Annotated in this window: 14 protein-coding genes; 9 read left to right on the top strand and 5 right to left on the bottom strand. The window is 56.2% G+C overall.

What is annotated here, in order from left to right:
• Positions 1-71 precede the first annotated feature (71 nt).
• A complete protein-coding gene (locus WD071_RS08830) occupies positions 72-2,213 on the bottom strand; it encodes a PQQ-binding-like beta-propeller repeat protein (protein ID WP_368047995.1) in 2,142 nt (713 codons plus the stop codon).
• A 163-nt stretch (positions 2,214-2,376) separates the two neighbouring features.
• Between WD071_RS08830 and WD071_RS08835 the strand changes: the two genes are divergently transcribed.
• Genes WD071_RS08835 through WD071_RS08850 form a run of 4 tightly spaced genes read left to right on the top strand, consistent with a single transcriptional unit; the run spans position 2,377 to position 9,758 of the window.
• Entirely contained in the window at positions 2,377-5,853 is a 3,477-nt protein-coding gene (locus tag WD071_RS08835) for a 7TM diverse intracellular signaling domain-containing protein (protein WP_368047996.1), read from the top strand.
• A 40-nt stretch (positions 5,854-5,893) separates the two neighbouring features.
• Positions 5,894-8,188, top strand: a complete 2,295-nt coding sequence (locus WD071_RS08840; protein ID WP_368047997.1) for a PQQ-binding-like beta-propeller repeat protein — start codon at positions 5,894-5,896, stop codon at positions 8,186-8,188.
• A gap of 21 nt (positions 8,189-8,209) precedes the next feature.
• Positions 8,210-9,172, top strand: a complete 963-nt coding sequence (locus WD071_RS08845; RefSeq protein ID WP_368047998.1) for an arsenic resistance protein — start codon at positions 8,210-8,212, stop codon at positions 9,170-9,172.
• 1 nt (position 9,173) lies between these two features.
• Positions 9,174-9,758: a DJ-1/PfpI family protein gene (locus WD071_RS08850; RefSeq protein WP_368047999.1), complete on the top strand. Its 585-nt coding sequence runs from the start codon at positions 9,174-9,176 to the stop codon at positions 9,756-9,758.
• Positions 9,759-9,761: 3 nt separating this feature from the next.
• Here WD071_RS08850 and WD071_RS08855 read toward each other — a convergent pair whose 3' ends face one another.
• The gene (locus WD071_RS08855; protein ID WP_368048000.1) at positions 9,762-10,700 is read right to left on the bottom strand and encodes a helix-turn-helix domain-containing protein; all 939 of its coding nucleotides are present in this window, start codon (positions 10,698-10,700) and stop codon (positions 9,762-9,764) included.
• Between the two features lie 103 nt (positions 10,701-10,803).
• Between WD071_RS08855 and WD071_RS08860 the strand changes: the two genes are divergently transcribed.
• Positions 10,804-11,265, top strand: a complete 462-nt coding sequence (locus WD071_RS08860) for a rhodanese-like domain-containing protein (protein ID WP_368048001.1) — start codon at positions 10,804-10,806, stop codon at positions 11,263-11,265.
• A 41-nt stretch (positions 11,266-11,306) separates the two neighbouring features.
• Entirely contained in the window at positions 11,307-12,647 is a 1,341-nt protein-coding gene (locus tag WD071_RS08865) for an inositol monophosphatase family protein (RefSeq protein ID WP_368048002.1), read from the top strand.
• A gap of 9 nt (positions 12,648-12,656) precedes the next feature.
• Here the strand turns inward: WD071_RS08865 and WD071_RS08870 are convergent, their stop codons facing one another.
• Both WD071_RS08870 and WD071_RS08875 read right to left on the bottom strand, forming a co-directional pair.
• Entirely contained in the window at positions 12,657-14,996 is a 2,340-nt protein-coding gene (locus WD071_RS08870; protein ID WP_368048148.1) for an RND family transporter, read from the bottom strand.
• Complete coding sequence (locus WD071_RS08875; RefSeq protein WP_368048003.1) at positions 14,996-15,910, bottom strand: LysR substrate-binding domain-containing protein; 915 nt, start codon at positions 15,908-15,910, stop codon at positions 14,996-14,998. The genes WD071_RS08870 and WD071_RS08875 overlap by 1 nt, the downstream gene beginning before the upstream one ends.
• Before the next feature lie 142 nt (positions 15,911-16,052).
• Between WD071_RS08875 and WD071_RS08880 the strand changes: the two genes are divergently transcribed.
• Complete coding sequence (locus WD071_RS08880) at positions 16,053-16,823, top strand: ferredoxin--NADP reductase (protein ID WP_368048004.1); 771 nt, start codon at positions 16,053-16,055, stop codon at positions 16,821-16,823.
• Between the two features lie 105 nt (positions 16,824-16,928).
• On the opposite strand, the gene WD071_RS08885 is transcribed toward WD071_RS08880, so the two are convergent.
• Positions 16,929-17,525, bottom strand: a complete 597-nt coding sequence (locus WD071_RS08885; RefSeq protein ID WP_368048005.1) for a redoxin domain-containing protein — start codon at positions 17,523-17,525, stop codon at positions 16,929-16,931.
• A 314-nt stretch (positions 17,526-17,839) separates the two neighbouring features.
• Between WD071_RS08885 and WD071_RS08890 the strand changes: the two genes are divergently transcribed.
• Both WD071_RS08890 and WD071_RS08895 read left to right on the top strand, forming a co-directional pair.
• Positions 17,840-18,865, top strand: coding sequence for a hypothetical protein (locus tag WD071_RS08890; protein WP_368048006.1), 1,026 nt, complete (start codon positions 17,840-17,842; stop codon positions 18,863-18,865).
• A gap of 165 nt (positions 18,866-19,030) precedes the next feature.
• Positions 19,031-21,535, top strand: a complete 2,505-nt coding sequence (locus tag WD071_RS08895; RefSeq protein WP_368048007.1) for an RND family transporter — start codon at positions 19,031-19,033, stop codon at positions 21,533-21,535.
• The last annotated feature ends 53 nt before the right edge of the window (positions 21,536-21,588 follow it).

Here is a 21,588-nt window from a genome sequence, read left to right on the forward strand (position 1 = left end):
AAAAAAGGGGGCCAGATCATTGATCTGGCCCCCTTTTGCTATTTCAGGACAAGACACAGCATGGAACGCCCTCAGGGCAATGCAAATACATACACAGCGTTGCCGTTGGGCGGCGGTGACACGTCAGGTGCCACTGCCCGTGGCACCATGCGGGGGCTGGTGCCGCCGTTGGCCGTTGTCACTGCGATGTATTGTTTGCCGTCAATACTGAAGGTCAAAGGATGACCCTGCACAGCAGTACCAAGTCTGGTTTCCCAGACGATATCACCAGTCCTTGCATCAAACGCACGGAAGCGTCGGTCCAGGTCGCCCACAAAAGCCAGGTCACCGGCAGTCGACAGCACGCCGGTAATAAATGATGCGCGTTGCTCATAGCTCCACAATTCGTCCAGTGAACGGACATCGTAAGCGGCCAGTTTGCCCAGGTTGCCGTCTGTACCGGGCATTTCATGGAAGCGTCGATTGGATGCGAGTCCGCCTGAGCCTTCAACCAGTTCCACCGCGCGTGCCCGGTTGTCCAGACAGGTCTGGCTGAGCGGGGCTATCAATGCACCGCTGGGGGCATGGTAACTCATGGCGTGCCAGTTCTTGCCGCCGGCGCTGCTGGGGCAGGCGTTGACCCATTCGTCCAGCTGGGCATTGACAATCTCGTCACGGTAGGTGACAGCACCCGTTTGCGGGTCGATATGGGTGAATACGTTCTGGTACATGGTTTCGGTGTAGCCCAGAAACTCTCCTGTTTCGCGATCGTTCTTCCACAATATGCCATGCTTGCCTATGGACAGCACCAGCTTGCGGTCATCCTGATCGACCAGCACACGTTCAAATACTTCATCCAGATCCAGCGCTTCGCCGGGTACGTGCTGGAAATGCCAGACCAGTTCACCCGTGTCAACGTCGATGGCGAGCGTCGAGTTTGTATACAGGCCGGCATCGTGAATGGACATATGCCGGCTCGGTGGTGCCCAGGGTTTGGCCTGGGCAACGCCCCAGTACGTCAGTCTGGATTCCGGATCGTAGCTGCCGGTGATCCAGGTTTCGCCACCGGCGCGGAAGATATCATCCAGTCCGCCCCAGGTGTCACCGCCGGGTTCGCCGGTTTTGGCAATGGTGTCGAAACGCCACGCCAGGTCGCCGGTATCAGCGTCGTAAGCGCTGATATAGCAGTCCTCTTTAATATAACTGGCACAACCTGCGAGGCCGACAATGACCTTGTCGTCGGCGATCAGGGGGCCGCTGGAGTTGGCAAAACCTTTGTCACTGTCAGCGATGGTGACCTCCCAGACCTGTTCGCCGGTACGGGCGTCCAGCGCGATCAGGCGCGCGTCAGTGGTTGCCTGAATGATCTTGTCACCGTAGATGGCAATATTGCGCATGTCCTCGCCGGTGGCCGGACCGGCCGCATGTTCCCAGATCAATTCGCCGTCACGTGCATCCAGTGCCTGCACAACATTGCCCGGATTGATCAGAAACATGATGCCATCGTAGACGATGGGCGCGGGCTCCGAGTCGCCGCTGTGCATGTTCCAGACCCATTCAAGGCGCAGGTCATCAACGTTGTCCAGATTAATCTGTGCCAGTTCACTGTAACTCCATGCCTGCGGATTGCCCCGCCACATTAGCCAGTCGTCGGGTGACGGGTCGGCAAGCGCGGCAGCGCTGAGCGGCTCAAAGTGTTCTATGGTGCCGGCCACGGTCACGCCGGTCGGCGTTTCAGTGTCATTTGCTGGCGCCGTGCTGGTGGCAGCGGCAGTCGACCGGGGCATCTCATTAAACGGATGTGGGGTGTCGGCCAGCAGCGGCGCTGATCCGGCTGCCACGCCATTGGTGTCGAGTATATGTGCGGTTATATCCAGGTAATCAGAGGGTTGCAGGGCCTGCGCACCACCCGGTGGCATGCTGGTGCTGATCAAGCTGATCAGGGCGCTGCCGGGCTGGCCGCCCCAGCGCGTGGCATAAGCCTCCCCGTTCAGCGCGGGACCCGACGCGCCACCCTGGAGGTTGCGGCCATGACATGACGCACAATAGGCCTCATACCCGTTTGCACCCCGGCGAGCCTGTTCGGCAGTATAGGTGGCGATGGGTGATGGATTGCCGCTCTCAGCATCGGCGCTGGTCACGTTGTTGCAGGCACTCAGCGAGATGATGATTGATGCAGCGGTCAGGATCTGAAGACAAGGGCGCATAGCAGGTTTGCTGATCAGGTGTGACATGATGGGATCCGTATGTTTTATTGTTGACTTAAACTCTATATGATTCGAGGTGTTGAGTACACAACAAGGCAGATGTCGAGCGCCCCCTTTACAACAAGATGTACGTGCGGACAAGGTACGGATGCAACAAAAATACCCATGGAAAATCTGTCTGATCTGGCTTGTGAGCCTGATATCTCCCGCCACAATGGCGCTGGAGCTGGACAGTTTTCCCGGCGGGCTGGTGCCGGGCTCTGAGTTGATTCTGTTCGAAGATGTGGGGGCGGAACTTGATTTTGAAGAGGCCAGGGCGCAGCTGAGCGTGGCAGGCCTGCCCTGGATGGCGCCCGGGCAGCCCAATCTGGGTTATCGACGCAGCGCCCTGTGGGTCCGGGTGGATCTGGAAAACCGGTTTGATGAACCTCGTGACTGGGTAGCCTACATCGGATTCCCCAACCTGGATCGTGTGGATTTCTTCTATCAGGATGCAGAGGGAGAGTGGCGCAACTACGCCGCCGGCAGTGCATTGCCGTTTCGCGCCCGCCACCTGATGCACCGTAGTATCAATTTTGAATTTCAGGTGCCACCTTCAGAGTCAATGTCCATCTACTTCCGCGTCGAAAGTACCGGCTCTTTGCAGTTTCCGCTGGCGCTGGCCAGCACCACTTTCTTTGCATCCGAGGCGCAACGCACATTGTTCACGTCAGGGCTGTATTTCGGCCTGATGCTGATGATTGCCATTTACAGTTTCGCGGTCTGGTACACCAGTCGTGAACCCGGATTTCTGTACTTTGCGCTACTGGTCGTATTCGGCAGTTTTTACACGCTGACGGCGCAGGGTCTGGCCTATCAGTATCTATGGCCGGAGGCTCCGGACTGGGCCAACCGCGCGACAGGGGTTTTCAGTCTGCTGGCCAATCTGGTCAGCATCATGTTTGTACGTGCCTTCCTGGGCGTCAAACAACTTGACCAGCGCCTGGACAAGGCGGCCCGCATATTTGCCCTGCTGGCGGCAGCAGGTGTTGTGCTCGGCCTCATTGTCGATTCGGCACTGGTCAATCGCATGGCCCTGGCCTACACCGCGGTGCTGACCATACTCATTACCATGTCCGGGTTTTTGGCCAGGCGCCGCATGGTTCGAGCTTCCCGATTTTTTGTCTCGGCATGGATTATCCTCCTTATCGGTATTCTGCTGGAGTTGTTGCAGAGAATGGGGGTCATTATCCCGCCATTGCTTGCCTACAACGGTATCCAGATCGCAACGCTGGCCGCGGTGACAGTGCTGGCCCTGGGGCTGAGTGACCGGCTGCAGAACATGATGGAAGGTTACAAGGCCGCGCAGCAGGATTTGTTGCGCGCCAATCAACTGAAAATTGACGCCCTGCAACAAGCGGACAATGTAAAAGAGGAATTCATCGCCAATGTGTCGCACGAGCTGCGGACACCGTTGACCGGCATCATCGGTCTGGCGGAAATAATGTTGGCCGACCGTTCCAGCAGCCTTGATGCCTCGCAGCGTGAAACCCTGCTTTTGATGAAAGTCAGTGCACAAAGATTGTCCAGCCTGGTCAATGACGTCATCGATTTTTCAGCTATCAAAAACGGGCACCTGGCGCTGAACAAGAGAGATATCGACCTCAAACAGGTTTGCGAAATTGTTGCGCGCATGACCCGGCCGCTGGTGGGTGACAAACCGATCAAGATCGTGGAGAACTTTCCCAACGCCCGGATTATCGTTGAAGGGGACGAGGACAGGCTCCAGCAGGTGCTGTTCAATCTTGTTGCCAATGCAGTCAAGTTCACGCCACACGGCAGTGTCACCATTGCGGTAGAAGTGCTTGACCTGGATGTCAGGGTTTCGGTGCGGGATACCGGCATTGGTATTTCGGCAGCAGAGCAAAGGAATATATTCAAGCGCTTTTATCAGATCGATTCTGATGAAGCCCGCCAGGCGGGTGGCACCGGTCTCGGCCTGTCGATATCGCAGCGTTTGCTGGAGCTGCATGATTCGGAGATCGTACTGCGCAGCACGCCGGGCGAGGGTTCGCTGTTCTACTTTGATCTGCCCTTGAAGCAATCCTTGCCGGACGGCAAAAAGGCAGGCAAATCCGCAGAAAATGAAGCCGGTGATGAGAACCGGAGTGCGATTGCTTCCAAGCCGGTCGGGCTGGCAGCGGCCCTGCAGGCGACCGGTCTTAGTGTAGAGCGTCGAAGCAATCAGGGACCGCTGAACGGCGACGCTGGCAGTGATGCCAATGGCGGCACTGATGATGATCCTGCTCATGCGCAATGGCAGGGTAATATTCTTGTGGTCGACGATGAATACCTTAATCTGAGAATCGTTGAGTCTCATCTCTCCGACCGATATCAATTAAGCACGGCTCTGAGTGGTGCGGAAGCGCTGGAGAAGCTGAGCAAAGAAAAACCGGATCTGATAATTCTGGATCTGATGATGCCAGTGATGACCGGTTATCAATTTTGCCAGATCGTGCGCAAGCGCTATGATTCGGACGAATTACCGATAGTCATTCTGACGGCCAAGAATCGCGTCGAAGATCTGGTCAAAGGTCTGAGTCTCGGCGCCAATGACTATATTACCAAACCCTTCAGTAAGGAGGAGTTGCGCATCAGGATCGACAAGCAGTTTGAATTGCTGAACCTGAAGCATGTCAAACGCGACAACCAGCGATTGAGCTGGCAATTGCAGCGTTACGAGGAGAGCGAAAAGCGACTGCGTGAACGCGAGCAAAGACTGGCAGCGCTGCTGGATGTTACCGGCGATCCGCTGCTGGCGATTGATGAGGCAGGTGTTGTCATATTCATCAACAATGCGGCTGAACAATTGTTGCAGGTTTCCGCTGAATCATGCATTCAACAGTCGGTTAACAGGGTCTCTGATCAACTGCTGCCGCGCTCACCGGCGCTGGCGGATGCTGTACATTTTCCATTCAACGAGGACAGGATATCCCGCCCCGGAAGTACCGAGTATTTTGATTTTGAACTGGAATCGGTGCAAGGGAGGTTCTGTCTGCTCACGCTGAGCCAGGTTGATCAGGAGTTCTATCTGCTGGTGTTTGAAACCAACGCCAGGCCGGAACCCAGCCAGGAAACCAGCCAGGAGCCCAGGCCGGATGCACCGGATACATTGAGTCTGCCCCAGATTATTGATGAAATAAATCGCAATGTAGAGCGCACGCAGTTGCTGGGTGAGTATCTGTCCCAGATAAAACCCGAGGATCTGCACAAGCACAAGGATCTGGTCGGCGAACTTGGCAACATTGATAAACTGATCAATCATCTGTCAGGCACCCTGATACCGGATGACGACGATGACAGTGAGCTGAAATACCGCGAGGCGTTGGTCAAAGTCATGCAGGATTGTCATTACTACTGGCAAAAGGTGACCGGGGAATCAATTATTGATCTCGCCGAAAAGAGCAGGATATGGAGTGTCAGTATCGACAATGGACGTTTGCGTACCCGGTCAATGAATCGTTATCTGTCGTTGGACAAACTACCTTCCAACCCTAGATGGCGCCAGGTAGCCCGCACTGCATATTTTGTTCTTTCCAAGGTCTCATCTGATGAGGAGGCCAGAAAGGCGCTGGAGATGTCAGTGGCCAGGTTGCAGGAGATTGTGGAGCAGAAAGCGCTCAACTGAGCATGGACGCTGGCCATCAAACAACAACAATGAGGCAGACATGCGTTGGCTCGCCTGCAGGTTGAACAATATCGTCACAGGCGCTGTCCTGTTGTTTTTTGTGCCGGGTCTGGCGCTTTCTCAATACGGCGCGCCCGATGGGGAGTGGCATACCTGGGGTGGCGACCATGGCTTTACCCGTTACTCGGCTCTGGATCAGATTGATGCAAGCAATGTGGCCAATCTGCAGCTGGCCTGGCGTTGGCGCGCGCTGCCACTTGGGGATCGTCCTGACAGTAACCTCAAGGCAACGCCCCTGATGGTTGACGGTGTGTTGTATGCACCCTCCGGGCAACATCAGGTGGTGGCGCTTGATGCGGCCACCGGGCGGGAGATCTGGCGTTATACGCCTGACCCCGCGCGTGTTGCTGAACGTGGGCTGGGGCTGGGCAGCCGGTCTCTGGCGTACTGGCGTGATGGTGACGATGCGCGCATTTTTCACAACACTCTGGACGGACGTTTGCTGGCGATTGATGCCCGCACCGGGCTTGCTGATCCGGCATTCGGTGACAATGGCAGCGTCATGTTGCGCGAAGGGTTGTTTCCTGATGGCTCGGATGCAGACTCCGTAGGTTCATCATCACCGCCTGCAATAGTGGGTGATGTTGTTGTTGCGCAGGTCGTGGGCACTATTACGGCACCAAACATGGAAGCCACGCCCGGCCACATTCGTGGTTATGACGTGCGCACCGGCGACCTGGTGTGGCGCTTCAATACCATACCGCAGCCCGGGGAGCCCGGTCATGACAGCTGGCAGGGGGACTCCTGGCGTTATACCGGCAACACCGGTGTCTGGTCCATGATGAGCGTGGATACTGAAACAGGGTATATCTATTTGCCGGTCGAAGCCGGCTCAAACGATTTTTATGGCGGTCATCGCCACGGTGACAATCTGTTCTCCCAGAGCCTGGTGTGTCTTGATGGCCGCACCGGTGAACTGGTCTGGCATTATCAGTTGACGCATCACGGCCTGTGGGATTACGACCCACCGGCGGCGCCGATCCTGGGTGACATCGTGGTCGACGGTCGTCGGATCAAAACCGTGACCCAACTTACCAAACAGGGCATGTCATTCGTGTTTGACCGGATCACGGGAGAACCGGTCTGGCCTATCGAAGAACGGCCCGTGCCACCCAGTGAAGTGCCGGGCGAGCGTGCCTCGCCGACCCAGCCGTTTCCGACGTTGCCGGAACCCTATCTAAGCCAGGGTTTCCATGAAGAGGAGTTGATAGATTTTACCCCGGCGCTACGCTCGGAGGCCGTGGAGATCGCATCCCGCTATGTACGCGGCCCGATGTACACGCCGCCAACACCACTGCGCGAAGGCGGCACACAGGGCACCTGGGTCAACCCGGGCTACCAGGGCGGCTCCAACTGGAACGGCGCCGCCTTTGATCCGGACAGCGGCAATATGTTTGTGCCTCTGCGCAACGCGCCGATGGTTGCGGCTCTGCTGACACCTGACCCGTCCCGGACCAACTGGCAGTATCTGAGAGCGCCATCGGTGTTTATTCAGGGGCCACGGGGGTTGCCCATCACGCGGCCGCCCTGGAGCCTGATCACGGCCACCGACATGAACCGGGGACAGCATATCTGGTCGCGCAGTATCGGCCCGGCGTCAGACCATATCCGCAACCATCCGGATCTGCAGGGGCTGGATCTGGACTTTGACAGCATGGGCCACCCGATGATCCGGCCCTCCCCGCTGGTAACCTCTACGTTGCTATTCCTGGCGGAAGCGGGGCACCTCAGTGGTGATCCGGGCGGGCCCATGTTCCGGGCTTACGACAAATCTACCGGGGAGGTGGTCGCCGAAATTGAGTTGCCGGCCAAAGCCACTGGTGCGCCGATGACATACTTTCATAAAGGTTATCAGTACATTGTTATCGCCGTGGCGACCGCTGAGCACCCGGCTGAACTGGTGGCGCTGGCGCTGCCGGGTGCAGCCACCGATGCCGCAAGCGGCCCTGCTGCCCCGACCCCTGTCGAGGCAGCAGGGCCGGACAATAGCACTGGGGATGTTGGTGTAGCGCTGACCGAAGAAGAGCATGCACGGGCGGCACAACTCTTTGGCCGGTTGTGTGCTGGTTGCCATGGAGAACAGGGACAGGGGGTCACTGGAGGCTCAGCGCCGACGCTGGCGCATTCGCGTAATCCAATACACAATCGCAACATTATCGAGCGAGGCGGGGTAGAGATGCCGGCATTTGCTTTGCAGCTGAATGTTGCTGATATGGACATTCTCAGTCGATACGTATCCGTTTTGTCAGCTGCCGGAAATCCCGCCCGGCGCTGACCCAGGTCCAGGGCTCATGACATGCTTGATATGATGGAAAAGTGGCAGGTCGCGTTCTATCTGGCGGCCATCGCCGCCGGTCTTGCGCTGGCAGAATATGTGCCCTCATTGCCGGATGCTTTGACCAATTTATTGTGGCCCATACTGGGCTTGCTGCTGTACGTGACGTTTACTCAGATTCCACTGCTTGGCATACACAATGCCATGCGTGACGCTCGCTTCATCACTGCTGCCCTACTGGCCAACTTTCTGCTGTTGCCCTTGCTCGTCTGGGGCTTGTTGTTTTTGTTTCCGGACGACCCTGCCATTCGTCTAGGCGTTGCTCTGGTGCTGTTGCTGCCCTGCACCGACTGGTTTGTCGCATTTGTACAGCAGGGTCGTGGCGACCTGCACCAGGCGATCGCGTTTCTGCCGGTGAGTCTGGTGCTGCAGGCATTGTTATTGCCGGTATATCTGTGGTTGTTCTTTGGTGAGCGTATAGTGGTGGCGGCAGCGCGGCAGGAAATGTTGCTGGCATTTGTGTGCCTCATTGTGCTGCCGTTCTGTCTGGCGGCCTTTACGGAGTGTTGGGCAAAGGGGAAGCCAGAGCGAGCCGGCGTAACCAGATTTTTGGCCACGTTGCCGGTGCCTCTGCTGGCAGGGGTGGTGTTTGTGATTGCAGCGACTCAGTATGAACTGGTGTCAAGCTCAGTGCATTTGTTCGGGCCTTTGCTGCTGGTGTTCTCCACGTTTCTGTTGCTGACGGCGCTGCTGGCCTGGTTGCTGACACGGCTGTTCCGTTTGCCGGTGTCGCACGGGCGTACGCTGGCGTTTAGCCTGGGTACACGTAATTCCTTTGTTGTGCTGCCACTGGCGCTGGCCTTGCCATCTGGCTACGAGCTGACAGCAGTCACCATCGTTTTTCAATCGCTGGTGGAACTTGTCGGCATGGCGATTTTTGTCTGGTGGATTCCCGGTAAGGTTTTTCCGGAACAAGGAGTCTGATTTGAATATTGGTATTTATGTCTACGGACAGGTCGAAGTGCTGGATTTCTCGGGACCGTTCGAGGTGTTTACCACCGCTTGTCGGCTGTGCGCTGACGGCGAACCGTTCAATGTATTTCTGGTCGGTGAAAACTCGGGTGTGGTTACTGCAAGGGCCGGCTTCCGGGTATTGGCCGACTACGGCATCAACGATGATCATCCACCGCTTGATGTGCTGATTGTGGCCGGTGGTATGCATCAGCCGGAAATGGAAAAGCCGCAGGTCATGCACTGGATCGCATCGGTCTCCAGCCGGGCAAGGCTGGTTGCGTCGGTGTGCACGGGCGCTTTTCTGCTGGCACAGGCGGGCGTGTTAAAAACCCACACCGTCACCACGCACTGGCAGGATGTCGCCGATCTGCGTGCATTATTTCCACTGCTGACGGTGGTCGACGATGTGCGTTGGGTCGATACGGGTGACATTGTCAGCTCGGCAGGCATCTCTGCCGGAATTGACATGAGCCTGCATCTGGTGCGCCGTCTGCACAGTCACGAACTGGCCAGCATGACGGCCAGACAAATGGATTTTGACTGGCGCCAGCACTGATGCTCAGTGAGTTTTGCCAAACTGCAAGCGGAAGCGGCTGGGTGACGACTGCAAATGTTTGCGGAAGTTGTGTCGAAGCGTTATTGCATTGTCAAAACCCGAGCGGGTGGCGACGCGCTCGACAGACAACTGCGTGCTTTCCAGCAGTTGTTTGGCCAGTTCCAGTTTCTGCATAACCAGCCAGTCATTGGCGCTCATGTTCATCGATGCGCGGAACTTTCTATCGAAATTCCGCCTGGACATATGGGCGCGCCGGGCGAGCGCGTCGATGCTAATGCCCGAGGTCAGATTCTTCACGGCCCAATCCAGCGTGTCGGCAAAACTATCACTGGTTCGGGCCAGCGGTGTTTCCACAAATTGCGATTGGCCGCCGCTGCGGTGCGCGGCCATGACCAGGCGGCGCGCCACCTGATTGGCAATCTGATAACCATGTTGCTGGCGAATAACTGCCAGGCCCAGGTCAAGGGCTGCAGAACTGCCTGCCGCACAGCCGATACGATTTGCGTAAGTATACAGCACGTCTTCAACGTACCGGACAGCGGGGAAGCGCTGACGAAAGGCAGCGGCATACCGCCAGTGTGTGGTGGCAAGGCAGCCGTCAAGCAATCCGCTGGCAGCGAGCAGGAAGGCGCCGGAACAGAAACTGATGACGGTGCCGCCGCGCTGGCGCAATGCAAGTATCTCGCCGAGCAGAACCGGATCAGGATTGAGATCTGCCGGCCAGCCGGGAATGACCAGCATGTCGTAGCCCGCCAGGGAAGCAACAGGTTTGGCCTGCAGCAGAATATTGCCGGACGCTCGCAGGGCGTGATCTTCGAAGCTGACCACGTCAGTTTGATACCAGTCACTGAATTCCGGTCGTGGCAGTGCAAACAGCTCGACGGCGCAACCAAGCTCGAACAGCGCGGTATCAGGATAAGTCAGAATGGCAACATGCGTCATGGCTGGATATTATCGATGAGTGGCTATTGAGACAATGGTAGCAGATTGTGGGCAGGATAATAATGGCAGTGAGTTCATATATGCAGCCACAGGAGGTACTATCATGTCCGATCAGAAAGCAAACGCCGTCAGCAAGCAAGGCGGTGATAACGTGCGACCGGTAAGCTCTGCCGTGTCCCGGCCCGCCGCGGCGAACAGCACAGATGCACAGGTGCATTTTGAGCGCTTGCTGCAGTTCGAGACTGACTGCTGGGATGTGCATCATGCCATCAGCAATCAGCGCCAGGACTTTGTCTTGCTGGACGTGCGCGCAGAGGAGCTGTTCCGTAAGGGCCATGTCCCCGGCGCTGTGAATCTGCCACATAGCCGGATCAATGAGGCCAGCCTGGGCGCTTTTGCCGACGCGACTCTGTTTGTAGTGTATTGCGCCGGCCCTCACTGCAATGGTGCCGACAAGGCTGCGATCAGACTGGCCAGATTGCAGCGGCCGGTGAAAAAAATGATAGGTGGCGTCACTGGCTGGCTGGACGAAGGTTTTACCCTGGAAACAGGTGAGCAGCGATAGACATTTTTCCAAGATAGGCATTCCCCCAACAGGATTACAGCATGACACAGCAACAAGCGTTTGATTTTCAGCCCACGTTGAAGGGCAGAACGATTACTTTGCGGCCATTGTGCGAAGACGATCTGGAGCCCCTGTATGCGGCCGCCAGCGACCCCATGATCTGGGAGTTGCACCCGGACCCCGAGCGTTATCAACGTGAAGCCTTTGAAGCACGGTATTTCAGTGGTGCCCTGGCATCAGGCAGCGCGCTGGTTGCCATCGACAATGCTACAGGCGATATCGTCGGGTGTTCACGTTATTACGAGTGGGACCCGGTGGCAGAAGAGGTCGCTATCGGTTTCACATTCCTCGCGCGCAGCCGCTGGGGTGGCGCCATCAACCGCGAAATGAAAACCCTGATGCTGGATCACGCTTTCCAGTGGGCCAGGCGGGTCTGGTTCCATATTGGTAAAGACAATAAACGCTCGCGTCGAGGTACTGAAAAAGTAGGGGCGCAATTTTCCCACGAAACGCAGAAAGAGATAAATGGCCAGGTATTGGACTACGCCTACTACTTTATCGATCGGCCGCCGGTGCCGGTTGATGAGGTACTTGCATTTAGCAAGCAGATTGCGCGTGAGGCAGGAGCGCTGATGCTGGCTGAACTGCGGCGGGGCAATGGCCCGACAGCACATTTCAAGCACGCGGGACAGGAACTGGTCACCGAGGCTGACATCAAGGCGGATACACTCATCTGTGATGCCATCCGGGCCCGATATCCAGGTCATCAGATTCTGGCTGAAGAGTCAGCGCCGGATCTGGCGCAACTCAGTCAACTGGAGGGCCCGCTTTGGGTGATTGATCCGATTGACGGCACCGTAAACTATGCTCACGGTCATCAGCACTCGGCGGTATCCATTGCCTGGCTGGTGGATGGCGTGCTGCAGACCGGTGTTGTTTATAACCCGTATAGTGACGAAATGTTTTCCGCCGCCAAAGGCCAGGGCGCAACACTGAACGATCAGCCGATTCAGGTGGCGCAGAAAACGGAACTGCGACGCGCCCTGTTTGCGACCGGGTTTCCCTATATTAAAAATGACATGGAATTACTGATCCGGCGGGTCGGCCTGATGTTGACGCACTGCGCCGATTTGCGGCGCATGGGCTCGGCTGCACTGGATATCTGCTGGGTGGCCGCCGGGCGGCTGGATGTGTACTACGAGAATCTCAGCGTGTGGGATTTTGCTGCGGCACAGTTGATCGCTATTGAAGCCGGCGCCCGCTACGGGCATTTTCTGCCTGTCCCTGATGGTACCAGCCCGGTGTTTCACAACAAGAACATTCTGGTCAGCAATGCCACCTTGTATGCCCGGGCCGAAGAGGTGCTTGTGCAGGCTGAGTAGTTTGTCCCGTCAGGCTGTCGGCGCCTGCTGCCGGTTTGCCTGGAATTTGTTCCGGGCTTTCTCCAGACGTGAAAGCAACACCGGCAGGAAGGTCAGATCCAGAATCAGTGCGAGCACCACGATAGGTACCAGCAATCTGGCGGCCTGCTGAAAATACAGTGTGCTGGCCAGCAGCAGGATCAGGGCGCCCAATGTCAGCACTGCCGTTGTGATGACCAATGCAGGGCCGGCTTTGGCGATGGCAGCCTGGATCGCCGGCTCAACGGCGAGACCTTGCTGACGCTGGCGTTGATAGGTGCTCAGGATGTGAACCGTGTCGTCAACCACCAGGCCGATACTGATACTGAACAGCATCATCACAAAGGGGTCCACGGTGCCCACCAGCAGACCCCATGCACCGAATACCAGTGTTGCCGGCAACAGGTTTGGGATGACACTGATGAGCCCGAAGTACAGGCTGCGCAGGCCAATGGTCAGCGCGATGGTAATCATTAAAAGGCTGATCAGATAACTCTGAATCAGCTCAACGGTGACAGTTTTATCCATGCGGGCAAACAAGAGGGTATTGCTGCCATGCAGCAGGCGCATGTTGTCGTCAGCAAAGGTCTGTCGGAAATAGTCACCAATGGCCTGGTCCAGGTCAATGAGGCCCTGGTTGCTCAGTGGCGTGGTAGTAATAAACAAGCGTATGGTTGAGAAATCGGGATTGATGAAATTTGCCAGGGCGTAGCTGTCGCGCTGCACGGAGGCGTAGTTCATCAAGTGCTGCTCGACAAGTGCAATGCTCTCTGGCAGCCGGTAGTTGTCCACGCCTTCGCCACCTTGTGAGCCCTCCAGTGTATCGTTGATGGTTTTTACCACCTCGACCAGACTGGCTACCTCCAACACATCGTCACGCTGACGCAGCCAGGCGGAAAACGCGTCAACGCGTTGCAGGAAGGCGGGTTCGATGGCGCCGTCCTGGCTTCCACCAGCTGTCGACGGATCTACCGCAATAATACCGTAGTTCATGCCCGTGCCGCGTTGCATGCGCTCGCTGAGCAGGGCGTAATAGGTGTGCAACGGTGAATCCTGGTCAATAAAGTCCAGTCGGTTAAAGTCAGGCTTGTTCAGTGGCAGCAGAGCGGCCGCGCTGAGCCCGGCAACAATGACAGCGCTGAAAATCAGGCGATCATGGCGAGCTACGAGGCGGTGACACAGCCGCAGAAAGGCGCCAGCCATTCTGACTTCGCCGGTCGGTCCGCCCGCCGCCATGACCAGCGCCGGAAAGCTGAGAAAACTGAGCAGCCACGCGAATACCACGCCCAAAGCGACAATTGTGCCGAACTGACTGATGGCCGGGGCCGAGGCATAGTTGAGGCTGGCAAAACCAATGGCAGTGGTCAGGGCGGCCAGCGTCACGGGGCGCAGATTAAACGCCAGGCTGAGTTGCATGGCTTGCGAAGACGTGTGCTTCGCAGCCAGTTGCTGGCGGTAGACCGACAGGATATGGGCGGTGTTGGCGACTGCGATAATAACCACGACCAGGGGCGCCATGACCGACACACTATTGAAGGCTACGCCCGCCCAGGCGAGGGTGCCGACTGTGCAGGTCACCGTCAGCAGGGTGATCAGAAGAATGCAGGCGCCATGGCGCACGGACTGAAAGCAGTAGCAGATGAAGAGTACACAAACCAGAATCACCAGTGGCAGCAACCGTGTCAGATCCTGAATCATGGCGTCGCGGGTTGATGTTTCGAACAGTGCTTCAGCGCCGGGAGCAAACACCACATCAGGGTGCGCCAGGCGAAGGTCATCCAGCACGGCTTCAATGCCATCGGCGATTTCGCGATTCTGTGTTGAACTGCTGGTGCTCAGACTGAGACGGGCGGAAAACAGGGCCAGATCGGCGGCGGGCGATACCAGAATGCCGTTGATGAACTGATCGGCCATGGCTTTGTTGCGTGCGGCCAGCATGGCGTCGGCACTGACTTCATGAAAGTTCCGGAAACGGCCCGGGAACAAACCGATTTCGCCAAACGGGGAGTCGTAAGCCACCACCGAACTGGCGCCGTCAGTATAGGGTATGCGCCGGTACTCACGATGCAGCGCACCCAGAGCATCGAGAATGGGGGGCGAGAATACCTCGGTCGGTCCCGATGCTGCGGTGACTGCAATACTGATATCCTGGCGGTTCGGGAATTGGGCGGACAATTGATCGCGTTCACTGACATAAGGGTCGTTATCACCGAGCAGAACCGAGACCCGGGTGTCAAAGCCGGTCCTGGGCAGGCCCAGTGCCAGCACCGCCGTGACCACCAGGCAGGCAGCAAGCCAGAGCAGACGGAATCTGATCAGGGCCTGCGGCATCACTGATCAGGTCCGTAGGTGCCAAATGTGCCCGAATTGTCTTCCTGGCACAGGGCGATCCAGTTGCGTATGCCGGTACTGCGAAACTTCTGTTTGTGCAGAATAAAATAGAACCGGCGCATCCAGTCGCGTTGCGGCGCATACAGGGGCAGCAGACTGCCGCGGCGGAAAGCCTCCTGCAGGGTGATGCGCGACAGGCAGCCGATGCCCAGGCCGGCTTCGACGGTGCGCTTGATGGCTTCGGTATGTTGCAGCTCCAGGCGCAGCTTCAGTTTTGGCATCAGGCCGTACATGGCGTGCTCAAATGCCTGTCGAGTGCCTGAACCGCCTTCCCGGATGATCCAGTCGGCGCTCAGCAGGTCCTCATCACTGAGCGCAGGCCTTCCGGCCAGGGGGTGATCCGGCGCGCAGAACAGGGCGAGTTCATCGTCGCGCCAGGGGATGACTTCCAGTGTCGAGTCCTGTAACTCGCCTTCAACCAGACCGATGTCGAGTTCGAAGTTGCGTACCCGCTGAGTGATCAGGGAGGTATTTTCCACGGTCAGGTCCACGCGAGACCCGGGGTAGCGGTTCATGAATTCGGCCATGATCGGCACTGCCAGGTAGTTACCGATGGTCAGCGTGGCGCCTACCTTGATATGGCCGACCTCGCCCTGCCTGGCCAGGAGCTGTTCAAATTCCGTGGCCTGATTCAACAGTGCAACCGCATGTGGGCGCAGACTTTTGCCAAAATCATTGAGCTGCAGGCGTTTGCCGACACGGTCGAACAGCTGCATGTCAAAACGCTGCTCCAGCTCCTTGAGCGCGGCACTGGCAGCAGACTGGGACATGGACAGGCTGTCAGCAGCGTGAGACACGTTCTCATGCCAGGCGGTTGCCAGGAAAACCTCAATCTGTCGCAGAGTGTAGTGCATGACAGTGCCTCTTGATGTGTTATCGTTATTTTCGATTAACCTTATAGTATTAAATCATTTTACTGGTATAGCGCGGCGGTTTACCATGCAGACATCAAAATTTTAACCCCTTTTTTAATGCGACTTTCTACAGGATTCTGAAATGGCTGCAATATCCAGACAAAGTGTTACCAGCGTTCATCACTGGAATGAAACCCTGTTCAGTTTTACCACAACCAGAGATAAAGGTCTTCGCTTCGAGAATGGTCACTTTGTGATGGTTGGCATGGAGGTGGAAGGTCGTCCATTGATGCGTGCGTACAGCATCGCCAGCGCCAATTATGATGAAGAACTGGAATTTTTCAGCATCAAGGTGCCCGACGGTCCGCTGACTTCGCGCCTGCAGAACATCAAGGTCGGGGACGAGCTGCTGGTCAGCAGCAAGCCTACCGGCACCTTGGTTGCCGACCATCTGATACCGGGGCGTAACCTTTACCTGATTGGCACGGGTACAGGCCTGGCACCTTTCATGAGCATCATCCGCGACCCCGAGATCTACGATCGCTATGAAAAGATTATTCTGGTTCACGGGGTCCGCCGTGTGGTTGATCTGGCGTACCGTGAGTACATCACTGATGAACTGCCGCAAAACGAGTTTTTTGGTGAGTTGGTGCGTGAGCAATTGATTTACTACCCAACGGTGACCCGTGATCCTTTCGAGAATCAGGGGCGAGTCACCGACGTATTGGAAAATGGCACCATGGCGCAGAAAATTGGTTTGCCGCAGCCAACTCCCGAGCATGACCGGTTTATGCTGTGTGGCAGCCCGACCATGCTGAAAGATATGTGCCGGATACTTGATGAGGCTGGTTTCAAAGAATCTCGCCACGGCATTCAGGCAGAATATGTAATCGAGCGTGCGTTTGTAGAGTAAACAGCCGCGGCGCTGGCAAAAAAAAGGCCGGGAGCGTTACAGCTACCGGCCTTTTTTGCATTTTATTGTGCGCGTTATCCGCGTGCGGGGATGGACCGCAAGTGCTTAACTCAGAAAGAAACCCACCAGACAACCTTTGGCGTCAGGGATGTCATTCATGTTGACTGAACCACCGGCCATAATCGTATCCAGTGCGTCCGTCAGGTAGTGGTTGGACGCGTTGTTACGCTGAGTTTCGTAACCCAGCTGATCGTTGATGGGGCCGCGGAAATGAATCTCGCGGGTCCGCGGGTCAATGATAAAAACTTCGGCGGTACGCTCAACACCCATGGAGCGCGCGACTGACTGATCGGCATCTTTCAGAATGGGGAATTGAATGTTGAACTCTTCCGCTTCCTTGGCAATACGCGGAATGTCATCCTGAATAAAGGCGTTGATCATCAGAAATTCAAGATTTTTATCAGCATATTCCTCTTCGATCGCCAGGTAGGTCGGCACTGACAGGCGCGCAATAGGGCAGCCGGAACCGTGCACGTACATCACGATGTAATCATTGTCCTTGTAATCGTCCAGGGTATGCGTGACGCCTTTATGGTCCTGCAGCTCGAACGCCTTGATCTGCTTCAGGTAATCATCAGCGTGACTCACAAATGGCATCAGGGCAAATACCGTAAACAGTAATAATGTCATTGGCTTACGCATAGTTAAACTCCCGTTGGTGTGGCTTCTGACAACAACTGAGACTATCAGTCTGTCAGTGTTATATACAGTGTATCAGTTTCCGGTAAATCCGGATTACGTGCATCAATACTTTTCCGATCTATCAATAGACCAATTTTGCCCGCTGATATCAATACCAAGATTGTGACTATTTGTGAGATATCAAGCGCACGCTGGCAAAAGCCGGCATTTAAAGTCGATGGACCGCACTGCGCTGGCGTCGAGTTGTGGTGGCATTGCGCAAACCAGGCATTATACTGAGCATGAACGCCAGACAATGAGTCAGGGGGATGTGTATGACAGTTTCCAGACAATTGAAAGCGATGCTTGGCGCTTTGTCGCTGAGCGGATTGCTCGCCGCCATGCCAGTGAATGCCCAGCCCGTGACAGACAGCAGCGATTTTGTGCCGCCGAGAACCGAATTCGGCCACCCCGATTTGCAGGGAATCTGGACCAATGCCAGCCAGACACCGCTACAGCGGCCGCGCGACCTCGGTGAACAGCGCGCGTTCACGCCGGACCAGGCGCAACAGATTGAGCAGGGCTGGCTGGATTACATGGCTGCGCGCCAGGCGCCGAGTGATCCGGACCGTCCGCCGCCCACTGACGGCAATACCGATCTGGGTTACGACAACTTCTGGGTTGATCAGGGCACGAATGTTATCCGCATCGGAGACGAATACCGGACTTCGATACTGATTCAGCCGACCGACGGCCGGGTCAAGTATGTTGATGGGGTGACGCCGGCTTTTTTTGCCAGCCGTCCGGAGGGCATGGGGGCGTATGACGGACCGGAAGCGCGCCCGCTTGGCGAGCGCTGCCTGATGTCGTTTGGATCCGCCAGCGGGCCGCCGATGCTGCCGGTGATGTACAACAACAATTATCAGATTGTGCAGACTCAGGATCATGTCATGATCCTGGTCGAGATGGTGCATGATGCCCGCATTATCAAGCTTGATCAGAGCTTTAGTCCGCATAATATGGACAAGTGGATGGGTGACTCGATTGGCTACTATGAGGGTGATACCCTGGTCGTGAAAACACGGAATATCAATCCGAAACAGCGTTTTCGTGGCTCATCTCCGGACGCTGTCACGACAGAGTATTTTACCCGGGTCGCTGACAACAGAATCGAGTATCGTTTCGAGATTGAGGATCCGGCGGTTTTTGCCGAAAACCTGATTGGTGAAGTCGCCATGCATCGCCGACCGCAAGGCGAGCCGATGTACGAATACGCCTGCCATGAAGGCAACCACGCACTGGCCGGTATTCTGGCAGGCGCACGTATTCAGGAGCGGGACGAAGCGGCGGCAAGGGACTGACATCCGGGGCACAAAAGGCCAGTCACAAAGGCAATCACAAAAAAGGAGCCAGACCGGCTCCTTTTTTTATGGCAGCACTGGCGCGAGATAACAATTTTGTCGCCAACAGGGTATAGTTCAGGGCGTTATTTTCTGCCTTTAATTCTTACAGATGACGGATCCGTTATGCGTTTGACTCTCTCGCGCTGGTACAGCGCCCTGGTTTTCGACCGACCCTGGCTGGTCATTGCATTCCTGCTATTCGCAGTGGCAGGTTTCGGCTGGTATGCCCAGGATTTCAAGCTGGATGTATCTGCAGATTCTTTGCTGATGGAGGGAGACAAGGAGCTGGAATACTCGCGTGAGGTCAATCAGCGATACGGCGCGACTGATTCAGTGACGATTGCCTATACACCGCGTGACATGGATTTGCTGAGCGAGGAATCGCTGACCATCATGGCCAGTCTGCGCGATGAATTGCTGGCGCTGGAGCGCATCGAAACCGTCAACAGCCTGCTTAACGTGCCTATTTTTGGCGACACACCGCTCACCGGCATCTCTGAAGATTACCTGACCATCACAGATGATGAGGTTGACCTTGAAGCTGCCCGCGAAGAGCTTCGGACCAATCCGGTCTTCAGCAATGCAGTGATCAGCCCGGACGGCACCACCGGCGCGATGCTGGCCAGCTTTGCGCAGGATACCCGGTATATCGAACTGATTAACCGTCGCACAGAGCTTCGCAACAAGCAGGAAGCGGAAGGGCTCAGCAATGCGGAGGCTGAGGAGTTGCAGTCAGTCTCTGATGCATTTGATGTTTACAGCGCTCAGGCAGCCGAACTTCGGCACCAGGATATCGCAGCCATTCGCGACATTCTGGCGAACTATGATGATGAGGTGCAGCTTTATCTGGGTGGCGCACCCATGATCGCTGACGATCTGGTCACGTTTGTGCAGAATGATCTGGCAACCTTCAGCCTGGGCGTTTTCGCGTTTATTGTGGTTGCGCTGGGTCTGATATTTCGCCGCCTGCGCTGGGTGCTGCTGCCACTGGCCTGTTGCGCCGTTGCTGGCGTCATAGTGGTCGGAATTCTGGGGTTTATGGACTGGAAAGTGACGGTGGTCTCATCCAATTTCATGTCTCTTCTTCTCATTATCACTATTTCACTGACCGTGCATCTGATGGTGCGATACCGCGAATTACGGGCCAGTCGCCACTTCAGCGACCAGCAAAAAATTGTCCGACATACTGTGCGGGCCATGTTTCTGCCCTGCCTGTATACGGCCTTGACCACCATTGTTGCGTTCGGCTCGCTGGTAGTCAGTGGCATCACGCCCATCATCTCCTTCGGCTGGATCATGGTCATGGGTGTATTGACCGCTCTCATTGTGGTGTTCCTGCTGTTCCCGGCGCTGATGAGTCTGCTGCCTGCGGAAAAGCCAGAGCAGGCCAGGGCCATGCGTGCCAGCTTCACCGCCATGCTGGCAAAGGTAACGGACACGCTCGGAAACAAGTTGTTGTGGGTTTACGCTCTGGTGTTTGTTGTCAGTGCAATTGGCATTGCGCGGCTGCAGGTGGAGAACAGTTTTATTTCATACTTCAGTGAGGACACTGAGATTTATCAAGGCATGAAACTGTTTGACGAAAAGCTTGGCGGTACGCTGTCTTTTGATGTCGTCGTCAGACTGCCTGAGGAAGAGGGTGCTGACGACGGGTTTGATGATGGTTTTGATGACGGATTCGACGACGGCGGCACGGAAGATAACAGTCCCTACTGGTTTACCGCAGACAAGATGAGTCAGATTGAGCGCATGCATGATTTCCTTGATGACCATCCGCAAACCGGCAAAGTGCTGTCTTTCGGCGCGGTGGTGCAGCTTGCAGAGGAGCTCAACGGCGGGGAAGTCGACAGCTTCCTGTGGGCCTTGTTATACACCATGTTGCCGGAGACTCTGCGTTCGACTGTGCTGACCCCGTTTATCGCCATCGAGGAAAACGAGGTTCGTTTTAATGTCCGGGTTATTGAGTCCGACCCTGATCTCAATCGCAATCAGTTGATTCAGGATGTGCAAACAGGCATGCAGGAGAACTTTGATCTGGCGCCGGACCAGGTGCGGGTAACCGGGACGCTGGTGCTGTATAACAATGTTCTGCAGAGTCTGTATCAGTCCCAGATTCTGACCCTGGGCGTGGTGCTCGCGGCCATCATGCTGATGTTCCTGGCCCTGTTCCGCTCTCTGAAGATTGCCGTAATCTGTATTATTCCCAATATCATTGCCGCTGCGCTGGTACTGGGTATCATGGGATGGCTGGCGATTCCGCTGGATATCATGACCATCACCATCGCCGCCATCTCCATTGGCATCGGTGTTGATAACACCATTCATTATATGCATCGCTTCCGTCGCGAGTTCCACCGTATCGGCAATTACCGGCTGACGATGTTCTACTGTCACAGCAGTATCGCAAGGGCCATGTACTTCACGTCACTGACCATTGTCGCCGGGTTCTCGATTCTGGTGCTGTCCAACTTTATCCCGACCATGGTATTTGGTCTGCTGACCAGTATTGCCATGCTGGTGGCGTTGCTGGGGGCGCTGACCTTGTTGCCGCAGTTGTTGATTGCAATCAAGCCACTGGGGGCAGAGTCCCATCCTGACGCCCGGCAGGTACAGGGCGTGGTATCATAGTTGTTTTGACATCTCACGGTCGGGCCTGTGGCCCCGGTCGTTGGAAACAAGCC

It is taken from the genome of Pseudohongiella sp., assembly GCF_040877505.1.
Lineage (GTDB): Bacteria > Pseudomonadota > Gammaproteobacteria > Pseudomonadales > Pseudohongiellaceae > Pseudohongiella.